Below are 14020 nucleotides of genomic sequence, written 5' to 3'. Positions count from 1 at the left end.
TTTTGCTGTTGTCACGAAGTCGCTGTAGAATCAAACAAGGTAAATTTTGGCAGAAGTTTGTTGATAATGAAATTCAGCTGTTGAAAAATGTACTTCAGGGGTTTCTAATGCTCACATCGCTTACAATTGGTTTAACACTTGTTCTGGGAGCACCAATTCCCAAGAAAAAAGAACCGAAAGAACTTCAGCTAGATGGCACATGGAAACTCACAACGATCGAAGGAATTGAAAAGCCAATGCATGGATCTGATACATTTTTCGTATTTGACAAGAATATTTTCTACTCCGTATGTGCTGACAGTTCACCAAGTAGCGATTATGAATTTTCCATCGACTATAAAAAAACGCCTTTTCAATTTGATGCTTGCATATTAGTAACACTGCGTAGCACTGGGAAGAAAGTGCCATCACGTACTTCGCACCAATTGGGAATTATTGAAGTGGAGGGAGATACGATGAAACTGCGATTAGGTGAACCTGGTAGTTCTGAAAGGCCAATGAGTTTTCGGGGCACCAAGGATGCACCTTTATACATTTTTAAACGAGAGAAATCTGCTGTTAAAAAATAGTTTTCATATTTTTTATGGGAAGTAATATAATCGATCAGAAACATGGACCTTTGCACAATTCCGCTTCAGTGCCTGTAGTTCAAGGGTTTTCCCATAACACATTCATTTTGTTCACGTGCGATTTACTGGGTCAATCGGCAAATAAAATTCTGACGTAATCCCTTCCAGTAATGAAGAAATGAAATCTGCACACCAATACGCCAACTCGTTTTCGATTCATTTTCAGAAAAACTGTGGGCTACAGAGCAAAGAAACTGTGGGCGATGATCATGCAGGAGAGTTGACAGGATCAGTGAGAAAGAAGTGATTTTTCAGGTCAGCCTAGAATTGATTACCAACGGATAATCAGGTCAGCTGCTGCCAGGAAGATGTTGTTACGGCCGCCAGCAAACGGATTCGAGTAATCGTTGCAGTCGTAACGCAGTTCAGGACGCAACCAGATCGAATCGGTCAACTGAACCTGCACACCAGCAGTTGCAGAGAGATACCAGCCTTCGAAACCGGTACGCTGACCTTTCACGTCGTTGAATGCTTCCAATCGCAGGATACCACCCAGGCAATCGCTGAATGAGTAGGTCAGGTAGTTCACAAAGGAGTACCAGTGTGCGGTACCGGATACTACAGAAGGATCAATGATACCACCGGGGACGTTCGCAGGAACGTTGGTCTGGTAACCGTAGATCACTTCGAATGCATATCCCATCTTGTCGCTGATTGCGTGGGTCCACAACAGATCAAAAACGTTGATGTTGTTACGGCCAGCCGGTTCAGTCATTAGACCCAGGGTGGTGGGTGCAAAAGGACGGCCAGCATTGAACTTACCACGACCGACGCTGGTACCAAAGGTAACCGAATCGGTTTCGTCAGCCCAGGTCAAGGCACCGACAAAGCGGATTTCCTGAGAAGGATCGATGAACACATCGTTCCCGTTGGCCAACATGAACACACCGCTCCATTGGTCGTTAAACTTGGGCAGAAACATGATCCCCATATGGCTGAACGGAGGGGCCCAGTTGAAGGCGTAAGAACGAGACAGGAATGGGCTGTCTGCACCTTTGACGCTTTCATAACCGAATGGGGTCAGCATGCGACCAACTCGGACTTCAGTGCCTTCAAACAGATCGGGAGTGTAGTAGCTGGCGTAGAACTGAGGAGCATCGAAGCCGTACCAGTTCTGGTTGCCGTTGGCGTTCTGCAACTGACCATTGAAGAAGCCACGTGGCAGCAAAAATCGGTAGTCGGTACCGAAGATAGCATCAACGTGGAAACCCCAATCGCTGCAGCCACTTTCGGTGTCCACATCACGACCCAGAGACAACCAGGTCTGTTGCATCTGGAATACATCGGGACGATCGTTCCAGGTCACTGGAAGAGCGGTACCATTCCGATTAGAGTGGGTGTAGGACAATTGAGTCCAGCCGCTGATGGAGATTCGCTTCTCATCCAGCACGTTACCAATGTGGGTGCCTTCCAGAAAGCTCATCAAGTGGCCTTTGGCTTCTGGTTCTTCTTCCTTTTCACAGGTTTCGCAATTGCCCGCGGTGGCAGTGCCTTCTGGCAGCGTTGCTGGCATGGTGCCCATCGGTGCGGCAGGCACAGAAGGCATCATGGGAGCTGGGGCAACAGGTGGCATCATGGGTGGCTGTTGCATCGAAACGGGAATACCCGTCACTGTAACGGGATTCACAGGGGCTTCCAGATCAATTACAGTGCGGCCTGGGCGTGCTGAAGGCGGTGCAACCGGCATGCTTCGCAATTGAGTGGCTGGCACGGCAGGGATGGTCACTGGAGGAGGTGCCACTTCTCCTGCCTGACCAACGGTCATCATTAACCCTAACAAACTTCCTTGTAACATGTTTACCCTCGTTTGGTGTTCCATTCTGCATGTGGGCTTCCATTACCCACGATCAGAATCGTTGCTGATGGTTAATTTCGGTATTTTGAAGTAGTGGCTTTTGCAATTTACCTAGACTGTTCGAAATTACTTCCCTTTTCAGATCGACGCAAATTCTGGGTAAATTGAGACCCACCCGCGGAATTGACAGCAAAAATGGCAATCTGGTGAAAATAGGCAACTGATTACTTGAAGAATTCTTCACAAAATGAAAGGCTGGGGATCTTGAAGCGGTTATTCCGGTTTTACGAAATCTGCCAGATACAACTGCGTGGGCGAACGCCCATCGCGACTGGATGTCCACATGACCTTCTTATAATCCGGGCTGAAAACGGGCAGCACATCCTGCCCAGGTGCAAATGTGATCCGAACAGGTGATTTTTTGGTGATGTCCATCCAGTACAAATCGTAGTTGGGACGGGCCGCCGGGTTACTGTGATCTGCTGCGGTGTAGATAATGTGCTGGTTATCCTGATACCAATACGGTGCCCAGTAGACCCATTGGTCGTCATTAGTGAGCGGCTTCTCATTTTTGCCATCCAGGTCAATCACATATAACTGCAGGCGGTCCTTTTCTTTGCGGTCGCTGCGAAAAACCACCAGTTTACCGTTGGGAGATAAGAACGGGCCCCCATTGTAGCAGTCTGGGGTATTGGTGATTTTCTTGACATTCTTGCCATCGGAATTCATTACATACAGTTCCATATGTCCACTGCGTTTCGATGCGAAGACAATCTTCTTCCCATCGTGGGAGTAGGCACCTTCTGCATCGTATCCCGGAGAGTTGGTCAGATTGACGAGTTTCTGGGTCGCCAGATCGTATTCAAAAATGTCCATAAAAGTGTCGAAATCCCACGCATAGCGTCTACGGATCCCTTTTTTAGCATCGTCCGCACGTTGGCGGTATTCCGCTTCCTGGTGCTTTTTGGCGTCCGGGTCCAGGTGGCTGGAAGCAAACAACAGTTTTTTACCGTCAGGCGAAAAATACGCACACGTGGTGCGGCCCACACCTGGGCTGACCCGACGTGCCTTGCCAGTCGCCAGATCCTGCACAAAAATTTGGTAAAAGGGATTGCCCGTATCTTTTTCTTCCGCCTGAAAGACAATCTGTTTACCATCGGGTGAAAAATAACCTTCGCCAGCACGGACGTATTCCGAGGTCAGTTGGCGAATATTCTGCAGGTAAGTGCTTTCCTGCTTTGCCCAATCGACAGGATCGGCACCGACAGCAAGGGTTAAAAACAGTGCGTACATTGAAATGACTCCATTTAGCAGTAATTGAGTCATTTTAGGAACGAAATTACCTGACATATCAACAATCAGCCAGAAATCGGCGAATAGATGACACGTCAGATATTGATTGATCAGCGAAAGGACTTAGGGCAAACTTTATTACGGATTGGTCAGCACATACAGGGTAGAATCGGTGTTCGCGGTAATGATTTTCTTGCCATTGGCAGAAAATGCTGCGGTATTCACGGGGGTGGGTAACTTCCACTGGCGTAACTCTTTGCCGGTCTTGGTATCCCACAATTTGATTTCCCCGGTGGAATCAATGGTAATAAAGCGATTGCCATCCGGTCCCACAACCAATGCACGCATTGGTGCTTCGTGCCCCTTGAACGAGTGCAATTCTGCCTTTTTCGCCAGATCGTAGACCTTGATATTACAATTCAGGTCTGCTGCCATGATGATATTTTTGTCCGGGCTGATCCCCACATCAACCAGTGTTTCTTTGAACGCGGGCCAATCACTACCTAAGCGTTCATTTTTTGCAATGTTCCACGCACGAACGGTGCCATTAGGGAAGCCCATCACGGCCAGTTCTGCATCGGGAGAAAATGCCACGCACTGCACCAGAGTATTTTTTTCGACCAGAACTTCCAGTTTTTTCCCATCCACATCGTACAACTGTAAGTTATTGATGTCGTCGTTCTGACCACGTGAAAATGTTTGCCAGACCACGAATTTCTTTCCGCCGGTGCCGTAGGTTAAAAAGTTCAAATTGTCACCCACAGCAATTCGATATTTTACCGATCTGTTTTCCAGATCCCAGATAATCAACGATTGATCACCACCCCCAGATACCAGGGTTTTGCCATCAGGTGCGAATCCCAGCGTATAAACACTGTCGCTGTGCCCACCAGGCAAGGTAGCTGTTTCCACCCCGGCCAGTGCGTCCCAGATTTTGATCGATTTATCTTCTGATCCACTAGCCACCCAGCGTCCATCCGCACTCATTACCACGGTGGTAATTGCTTTGGAATGGCCAATCGGTTTTGCCGTTTCGGTACCGGAAAGTTCCCACACTCGCATCGTACGGTCGACGCTGGCGGAAATAATCGATTGATCGTTGGGACCAAAATCGACCGTGCTGACCCAATCGGTGTGCCCACGCAGCGAACGGATTTCGATACGCTTCGTCAGATCCCAGACTCGGATCACCAGGTCGGCTCCGGCAGAAACCAGAAAGCGGTCGTCTTTGCTGAACGCAATACTGCTAACCTGTTTCTGATGTTCTTTAAATTCCTGAAGCAGTGAAAAATTGGTGGCATTAACAACATAGTATTTAACAACTCCATCCCCACCGCACGTTGCAAAGAACTTACCATTGTGGCTATAGGCAATCCCACCCACATCCGGCAGGTGGGGTGTCGACTTATCTGTTTCCTGAATCATCGTTCCATTGATGGCATAAATGCGCAACTCACCATTCGCAGTCGAAATTGCACATTGTTTCGCATCGGGACGCAGTGCTACCGCACTAATCGGTGCCTTCATTGCAGGAAATACCACCAGTGGGGCATCTTTTGCCAGATCCCACAATTTAGCAGTTTTATCGGTGGACCCAGAGAGCATCAGTTGCCCATCTTCGCTGTAACTCAGCGAAGTAATCGGCCCACTGTGGGCTGCAATTACCTTGGCTGCTTTCCCAGTTGTCAGATCCCACAGGCGAATGACTTTATCGCCACCAGCGGTCGCAAGTTGTTTGCCATCATTCCGAAAGGCAAGGCACATCACAGGCGAAGTATGATCCGTAAAGCGGTGCAGTACTTTGCCTTCTTTCGAACGCACATAAACCGCTTTGTCTGCACCCACAGAAGCAATCAGTCCATCGTTGCTGATGGCTGCCGACCAGACATACCCCTGATGCTCCTTGTAGATATCTGCTGGGTCTTCCACTCGAAGATCCCAGAGACGAATGCTGCCATCTTCAGAACCAGAAGCAAACTGGCTGCCGTCGGGGGAAATTGCCACCGCATTCACGGCATCGGTGTGACCATTGTAAACACGAATTTGTTTCCCAGTACCGACATTCCACAGGCGAATTGTGTAATCTTTACTGGCACTCAGTAATAGATTGGCATCCGGACTGATAGCAATCCCCTTCCCACCTTCGGTATGCCCTTCCATCACCGTGGGACGGCCATGTCCTTGAATATGTTCGCCATCTGGCCCTAACCCGATGAATTTCTTCACCTTTTTGTCATCACCAATCGAAAAGATCGTGGAAGTATCTTTGCCAAATACGACCTGATTTGCTGCATAGCGTGCGTGGGCCTCAAAGCCACTCAGAAATCGTTTTGCAGCTGGAAGTGATGGATTCCAGATGTGCATCTGGCCGTTTTTGTTCAGCGAGGCAATCAGTTTACTGTTGGGACTGAAGGTTACTGAATAAATTTCTGATTTTGCTGGTTTGGCGAAGTCATCATTCAGATTGGCGATCAATTTTTCATTTTCAACATCCCAGTATCGCACCGAAGTATCTTTACTGCCAGAAACTAAACGATTGTTGTTATCTGGCTGAAATGCAACTGAAGTGATTTCACCTTCATGTCCGGTCAGCGTGTGCACTTTTTTGCCCGTTTCCGCTTCCCAGATATGGATTTCATTTCCCACGGTGGATGCTATCCACTTGTCATCCCGAGTCCAGGAGAGAGATAAGACGGGCAAACTACCACCACGATATGAAAGTAGCTCGCGCCCATTGCCAAGATCCCAGATTCTTACCGTGCCATCGCTGGATGCTGTAGCAAGTCTGGCTCCATTTGATGAGTATGCCAGTGCGTTTACTGCACCACCATGGCGAAAACGGGATACGCCCAGTACTCGCTCCACATTTGCTGGCAGGTTCTTTGGCACATATGGCACCAGCCAGCGTGCGTCTCGCACCAGCTTTGCAGCCTTATCCAGACTTCCGGATTTGATTGTCTGTTGAGCAGCTTCCACAAGCTGGTCCGATTTTGCAAGTGCAGCTTCAGGAAATTTTTTCTGTAATGCTTCCGCACGCTCCTGCTGATATGTGCTGATGTTCTGGTTGATCGATTCGGGCGTAATCGTTTTGTTCTGCGCATGCGTATGCGGCATTAACCCAGCGACTACCACCAACAGACATAACGTTCCAAACAATCGCATTTTCAATCCCGTTGTAGATTCTGCGGTAATGATCTGAATTTTATACGAAATGAGGGCTTGAACCAAATCGGATGTTACATCCCGCGGTATGGCACCGCGAGTTAAAAGCCTTCATTCTCTAGTTTTTTATCTGGAATCGTCTGGACAAAGAACCGACGATAAGAGTAACGAACCATCGGCACAGCCAGCACTACCAGTGGGGCGGTCATCAACAGTTTCCAGAAACCGGGACGCAAACCACCAACATACCCACCACCGTCTTCTTCAATAAAGACGCTGTCCACCAGCCAACCTTCAATTTTCACAAAGAATATTGCATCCCAGACAATAAACACAATTAACATAAATGTGTAAAAAATAGCCAAGCCATACCAGTTGAGCTTATCTGCAAATGTGTGCTCCAACAACACCTTCACTTCAGGGCGTTGGCGGGTCTTCATGTTGTAGCCACACTCGCGACAGATCACGGCATCTGCTGAAACTAATTCCACCGCACAAAACGGGCAGCGTGGAAGTTCCTCCTTTTCAACAATCATCTGATAGGGATTCGAATCATCGTCGTCATCATCAAGATGCGGCGAAGAGGCTTTCGGTTTTTCCACTTCCACGGCCTTGGCAGGTGGCGGACTGGCTTTTTTCGGAGGTGTGGGTGGTTGGGCCGTTGCCTTGGGCTGCTTCACCACAAACACATTTTCGCATGACTTACAGCGGACTTTTTTGCCCACGTGCTGGTCCATCACCTTCATTTGTTTGTCGCATTCCGGACAACTGATCAAAAACGATGTCGCCATATCACACTACCAAAATAGTTTCATGTTACATTACAGCCAAAATACCCCCGCTTGCAAGTAGCTGTGGGCAGATTCTCATTTCCAGCTCCAATCGCACGGACACGTTTTACGTTGCAGGGATTGGCACGGGAACTTGCCTGCACTGGTCAAATCCAATCTTTTGCCGCCATCTCCAATCCTGGCTTGGGGCGAATTCTTGTGTCGCGGACATACAGAGCATGGAATTATTTCCACTCTATATTAATATATCCACAACGTATTCAAAACTGGCAATTTTTTTCTCGTCGGGATCAAATTTTGCAATTAAAAATCGACATAAGTTCATGTGATTAAATGATTTGCGACGACAGAAACTTTTTTGTGAATTTTTGAAAAATTGCTATCACTCCGAAGTAGGAATGGTAAAATATAGTGTACAAAATTCATACAAGTGTGCTGAAGAGTAGCAGAAACCTCACCTTGTGGTGCGGCAGGTAGTTTTCAGAGTATCATCAAACCAGTTCTACTTTGTTTGATGCGGGTTTCCAAACGTTGGTTGTCCGTCAAATCTGGCCCACCAACCTACTTCGTAATTGCAATTCATTCGCAAAACGGTCATAGTAGTTCAATCACACCATGGGAACACCACATGCGTTATCTGACGACTGCCCTTTGTTTGCTGATTTCCTTTTCTTTTTCAATGGCAGATCAATTGAAGGCGGGGGCTTTCGCCCAGCGAATTACGCCGGAAAAATTGCCAATTTCACTGAATGGTGGGATGAGCGACCGGTTGATTGACAAGATCAGCGATCATCTGCATGCCCGTGCTTTGGTGCTTGATGATGGCACCTCAGGCATCGCTATTGTGGTGGTCGATAGCTGCATGCTGCCACGGGAATTAGTGGAAAACGCGAAGCAACTGGCATCGAAAGCCACGAAAATCCCAGTGGAGAATATTCTCATTTCTGCGACGCACACGCACAGTGCCCCCACCAGTACAGGTGTGTTTCAAAGCGATCCTGACATGGATTATGTGAAATTTTTAACAATTAAAATTGCCGCAGCAATTGAAACTGCCTGGAAGCGACGAGAACCTGCCCAGATTGGCTTTATTTCTGCAAGTAATTCGAAACAGGTATTCAACCGGAGGTGGTTCAAGGAAATGGGCACCATCCGCACCGACCCGTTTGGTGGTACCACCGACAAGGTACAGATGAACCCGGGCTACCAGGCCAAAGGCCTGCTTAAACCAGCGGGGCCAATTGATCCTGAAATCGCCATAGTCGCTGTAAAAACCTTAAAAGGTAATCCGTTGGCGTTATTGGCTAATTATTCGTTGCACTATGTGGGTGGCAATCCAGGAATTTCTGCAGATTACTTTGGTGCTTTTGCTGAAATGGTACAATCTCGACTGGCACCCAAATCAGATCGCTTTGTGGCCATGATGTCCAATGGCACCAGTGGGGATATTAACAACATTAATTTCGCCGGCGAACCGATCAAAAGAGCCCCAGGTGAGCAAATCCGGATTGTGGCAGAAGATATCACAAACAATGTTCTGCAGGCATGGAAAAAAGCGGAATTCATTGATTCAATTAGATTAAGTGCGGCCACTGCCGATCTACAGTTAGGTGTGCGAAAAGCCGATGCCAACGGCCTTGCACGTGCGAAGGAAGTACTGGCACTGCAGAAAGATCCCAAAAAATTAGCGGGAATGGATGCGATTTATGCACGTGAGTCGCAATTGTTGGACAAATACCCAAACCAGGTTCCTGTCAAAGTCCAGGTGCTGAAGCTGGGCGATCAAATGATTGCGGCGATCCCTTGTGAAGTTTTTGTGGAAATTGGTCTGGAATTGAAACGCACTTTGCCTGCAAAGCGGGTCTTTACCATTGAACTTGCGAATGGCTACAACGGTTACCTTCCCACACCAGCCCAGCATGAGTTGGGTGGATACGAAACCTGGCGTGCCCGGTCCAGCTACCTTGAAACAGGTGCCTCACCCGTCATTGTGAAACAGTTGCAGGAACTGGCAGAAAAGTTGAAGTAAATCGGAACTTCGGTTTTTGATTTGATGCTTATTGTTGCCAGTTTCGCAAGACCCTATCAGGAAAAGTTACCTCTTCACTTCGATGCCCACCAACGTGAAATCTTCGTAAGGTCGACAATGCTCTACAAACTGTTTGCCAATCGATTGTACGGATTGCACAATGGTTTCATGTTGAGTATCGCTGGCAATTACTGGCAAGCGATCCTGCTTTCCGTCTTCTGGTTTGTTCAGAAATCCGTCCGTAAACAAAAAAATCCGATCTCCGGGTGCCACCTTTTTTTCGCTGATATCGAAGCGAGCTTCGAATATCCCTAGAAAACTGCCACCACTATTCCAGTATTCTGTCGTGCCTGAAGCAGTTACCAGAAATGGATGGGGATGACCAGCACGAATGAGAACCAACCGCCGAGAAGCAACATCCAGCGTCAGGGCAAGCATGGACAGGATCACTGGCTCTGGTGATTGCAAACCGACGATGTCCCGATTAATCGCCTGAAGAATCTCTTTCAGATCTGTGGGTTCCAGTGGCTGTTGAAACTTCTTAGTTTCCAGTATTTTTCGGAATATTGCCACCACCAGCAGATTAATCAGGTAACCTGAAGGATTCGTGCGGCCCATGGAATCGCCAATTAAGAAGCAAACCTGGTCGGGTGCCACCTGTTGAATCGAAAAAAAGTCGCCCCCATGACGCGAGCGTAGCCGTTGAAAGCTTGCACAGCTGACGGCATCGTTTTCCCATTCATCAACCGACAGCACTTCTCGGTGCACCCGACGTTCCAACATCAGGTTACTTTCAACACGCTGGTACGTGTTATGGAGTTTCTGATTGAGTTGGGTAGCCTCGTTCGCTTTCAATGCCAAACGCTGGCAGAGATAGCCCACGCGAGAGAGTGCATTGATCTGGGCAATCAGGTCGATCGTAGAACTGCCCGCAGGTACAACAGCATCTGCACCGGATTCCAGGACTGTGGTGGGGGCCAAACCGGAATCCAGCACCACAATAATCGGCAGATAGTGATCGCCCAATTCAATCCGCCAGCGACGAGATAACGCCTGCACTGTGGCCAGATTGCCACGCACCGCATCAAACACCACACACTGATAGGCGGGGAGAGAATCCGGATGGATGCCAGTGGGGGATTTCAAATCAACCTGAAACCCATTGGCTGCCAGATCCTGCTCCAACATGGAACTCGGATTGGACGAAACAAACAATATTCGTGACAGGGTTGCCACGCACACCTCTGGTAGATTTCGAATTGGGATATGATAGAGAAAACGTCAACCACACAGATGATTCAAACGATTGCCTGCATTAACTATCGTATATCTATTTGAATCTTTTGATTTGGAACGTATCTTCCGGCAACATTGGGTTGATTTCCAGTTCCTGATAGAAGTAGCGTGCAATCAACTGTTCGTTGGAGTGCAGCACCAGCCCCACGAGAATTTTCCATTCAGAATCAAAATAGATCTTCTTTTCGGTAATCTGTTCTTCACCTTCAGGCACCCCAGGGCGATAGTGAAAGGCATGTACTTTTCGACCTGGAAGTTCAGGAATTTCGGCTAAACCCATGTAATTCAGTTCATAATTACCATTTGTAGCGTCCCACTGTTCCAGCAAACCGCGGGTCATGCCACGAATACCAAATTTGGTCACTGGGTTCCGGGCAGCCTGCATCACTTCTTTGTCGTAAGGAGAGCGTTTCACAAAACCACCGGTCAGAAACCGCTGGGTTTTGCTGGCTGGCACTGCAAGTAACTGGTCCTCATTTTCGCCATGTACAAAGATCATGTGGGCGGCACGTCCGGGATTTTCCAGCCATGTCATCGTGACAGAAAATGGTTCTTCACGAAATTCGCACCGAATTTTCTCGGTGGGGCGAAGCGTGTTATTCAGGAATTCCTGTTTTACAAAGTTACACCGAAAAGTTTGAACGGTCCGTTCGTAAGTCGCCAGCGATTCCTGCACCGCTGCCAATGGCTTCGTGCGGCACAAATCTTCAAAATCGACTGCTGTATTTTCCGGGGGCAAATTATTGCGGTCGATCTTTTGAATGTCTTTGTCCGCAGCACCGGTCGCCTGAGGATCTCCCACAAACAAGTGGCGAAATGGGGCATATGCCAGAAACAGTGGGATTGCACCAAGTACCAATAAGGAAGAAACAACCAGGATTGCCCTTTTCATCTAATCACCCCATTGTGTAGAGCCATTTTAGCAGAAAACATGAAGCATTTCTAATGTTTTTGGCAACTCACACCTCACGTACAGACTAACCAATTTCAATTCGGATCACAATGAAATCGGCTAGAGTTTTCTTGTGAATTTTCCGAAGAAAGTTCTGTGGGCAACCAGCAAAATCCTTTTATTCGATTCAGTGGGGCACGAACTATGCAAAATTTCGCTATCCTTGCAACGTTCCTGGTGCTCTCCGGCCAGTCACTAGTTGCACAAATCGGGACGGGGCAATTACCCCCGCCTACACTCGGCCAGCCACAGCCGATGAATGAATACCCACCTCGGGTACCAATTTTTCAGCCGGGTACCACCATGCCTGTAGTGCCGCTGGAGAATGCCCCACCGACACCAACGTGGGTGGATGCACCGGTTGTGGGTGAACCTGCAGATAATGCTGTGCATTGGCAAAAATCAAATTGTCAGCCCACTACCGGGCTGTGGGGATCGTTACGGTTTATTTATGGTTTCGCGGAAGGGCTTGGAAACGGGATCGATCGCGATCAACTGCTGGGTGGCACCACAGATATTGGGTATTGGCTGGGACCAGATCGTAGTGAGGGGTTGCTACTGACATTGACAGGTGTTCGCAATATCGAAGAGGCGTTGATACCTGGAATCGGTTTTGTCAGCTCCCCACTCACCGTAGTTACAGCAGATCCGCAGTATTTGACTCAGTTAGGTACGTTGGATCGCACACGAGTTTACGGTCTGATTGGTGGGCGATTTGGCTGGATTACCGAATCGGCGAAAACCACAGCAGCTGCCAGTTATACCCAGCGCAAAGCATTAAACATCATTTATGCAGGCGAAATGGGTATTCTGACTGATTGGAATTTTGGCCCGTATGGTGCGGGATTTCTCTTCAAAGTGGGTGTGGGGCATAACGACCGGTCCTGGACAACAAATGGCGTTCGGGTTACCGATTCAGGATTGATTTACATCCCAGAAGTTGGTTTCCGCACCAGCTATGGGCTGGGCGATGGTGTTCGATGCTCCTTGGGAATCAATTTTCAATACTACAGCGAGATGGCTCGACCAGATGAGCTGATTGCGAACAGTCTCTGGCTGGCAACTTTTTCCGTGGGTGTGGAATGGCGTTTCTAATCTAATTCAGGACCGTTATGCCTTTTCCAAATCTCTTAGATGATCAGCCTTGATCACTGCAAATCAGATAAAGAATTCGCATTTCCCAGTAGGTGAAAATCGCAATTTTTGAGATTTCCATGAAAACTGGGTATCCTGACCACGGGCAACCGCCAATATTTGTGCGAAAAGATTGGTTTCCGAAAGTGCAGCCAGCCCCACAATGGATGTTGTCAGGCGGGGATTGATTTCAATGACCACATCCTCACCATCTTCACCTAATATCACGTCAACACCAATCAGTCCAAGCAAACCAGGGACACTTTCAATTGCACGCTGTGCAATCTTTGTGGCACGTTCACCGAGCTTTCCCCCAAGCGGCATCTCGCCACCCAGGTAAGCAAAAGTCTCAGGTTCAATCAATTGCTTACCCGCCAAAAGTGCAAATTTTCCACTTGGCCCTGCTAGAAAAGTGACGCTGGCAGGGACTCCCGGATGGAATTCCTGAATCAGATCCGCAGAAGTGAATTGCTTTTCCTGCTCTGTCCCCACAAGAAAAGTATCCTGCGAGCCCGCACCATCACGTGGTTTATGGATGAATGTACCAGGCTGTGGCTGCCACTGGGAACCCAGCCAGGTTCGGGGCGTGGGCACCTGCTGGTGCAGCCAATGCTGGTACATTGCCCACTTATCGGTAGAAAGCGATATCGCTGTTGCACCACAATTCAGCAGGATTGGACAATGCTGGCGGGCTGTTTCGCAGAAGTTGCCAAGGATACCATCTGTTTCAGGTGCAATCACCAGGGTAAGATCTGCCCACTGACAGGCAGTAAGAAAATCTTCTGAATGGTAGGCAATGCGGACTGTGTAGCCAAGTTGCTGGATAAGTCCCACTAACGTGTCCCGCATGATCATGCCTTCACGATAGAGAGACGATTCTGCCTGATTTGGCTGGAAAGAAATGCTGGCAGTAATGTGTTCATAAACGAACACTTTCAT

At 48.3% G+C, this 14020-nt stretch carries 10 protein-coding genes; 3 read left to right on the top strand and 7 right to left on the bottom strand.

The window, feature by feature from the left end; translation table 11 throughout:
- The first annotated feature begins 80 nt into the window (after positions 1-80).
- On the top strand, positions 81-569 hold the full coding sequence (locus R3B84_12440; GenBank protein ID MEZ6141371.1) for a hypothetical protein: 489 nt from the start codon (positions 81-83) through the stop codon (positions 567-569).
- Positions 570-900: 331 nt separating this feature from the next.
- Here R3B84_12440 and R3B84_12435 read toward each other — a convergent pair whose 3' ends face one another.
- The 4 genes from R3B84_12435 to R3B84_12420 form a co-directional block, all read right to left on the bottom strand.
- Entirely contained in the window at positions 901-2424 is a 1524-nt protein-coding gene (locus tag R3B84_12435) for an outer membrane beta-barrel protein (protein MEZ6141370.1), read from the bottom strand.
- 273 nt (positions 2425-2697) lie between these two features.
- Positions 2698-3717: a DPP IV N-terminal domain-containing protein gene (locus R3B84_12430; GenBank protein MEZ6141369.1), complete on the bottom strand. Its 1020-nt coding sequence runs from the start codon at positions 3715-3717 to the stop codon at positions 2698-2700.
- 138 nt (positions 3718-3855) lie between these two features.
- Positions 3856-6879, bottom strand: coding sequence for a hypothetical protein (locus tag R3B84_12425; protein MEZ6141368.1), 3024 nt, complete (start codon positions 6877-6879; stop codon positions 3856-3858).
- Positions 6880-6980: 101 nt separating this feature from the next.
- Complete coding sequence (locus R3B84_12420; protein ID MEZ6141367.1) at positions 6981-7670, bottom strand: hypothetical protein; 690 nt, start codon at positions 7668-7670, stop codon at positions 6981-6983.
- Positions 7671-8298: 628 nt separating this feature from the next.
- On the opposite strand from R3B84_12420, the gene R3B84_12415 reads away from it, so the two are divergent.
- Positions 8299-9699, top strand: coding sequence for a hypothetical protein (locus R3B84_12415; GenBank protein MEZ6141366.1), 1401 nt, complete (start codon positions 8299-8301; stop codon positions 9697-9699).
- Positions 9700-9765: 66 nt separating this feature from the next.
- On the opposite strand, the gene R3B84_12410 is transcribed toward R3B84_12415, so the two are convergent.
- A complete protein-coding gene (locus tag R3B84_12410; GenBank protein MEZ6141365.1) occupies positions 9766-10887 on the bottom strand; it encodes a PP2C family protein-serine/threonine phosphatase in 1122 nt (373 codons plus the stop codon).
- Positions 10888-11029: 142 nt separating this feature from the next.
- Complete coding sequence (locus R3B84_12405; protein ID MEZ6141364.1) at positions 11030-11887, bottom strand: DUF1571 domain-containing protein; 858 nt, start codon at positions 11885-11887, stop codon at positions 11030-11032.
- A gap of 204 nt (positions 11888-12091) precedes the next feature.
- Between R3B84_12405 and R3B84_12400 the strand changes: the two genes are divergently transcribed.
- Complete coding sequence (locus R3B84_12400) at positions 12092-13042, top strand: hypothetical protein (GenBank protein MEZ6141363.1); 951 nt, start codon at positions 12092-12094, stop codon at positions 13040-13042.
- A 63-nt stretch (positions 13043-13105) separates the two neighbouring features.
- Here the strand turns inward: R3B84_12400 and R3B84_12395 are convergent, their stop codons facing one another.
- Positions 13106-14020 (bottom strand): ATP-grasp domain-containing protein, encoded by a 915-nt coding sequence (locus R3B84_12395; protein ID MEZ6141362.1) that lies wholly within the window; start codon positions 14018-14020, stop codon positions 13106-13108.

This window comes from Zavarzinella sp. (genome assembly GCA_041399155.1).
GTDB lineage: Bacteria > Planctomycetota > Planctomycetia > Gemmatales > Gemmataceae > JAWKTI01.
This window is presented reverse-complemented; position numbering and strand designations above follow the sequence as displayed.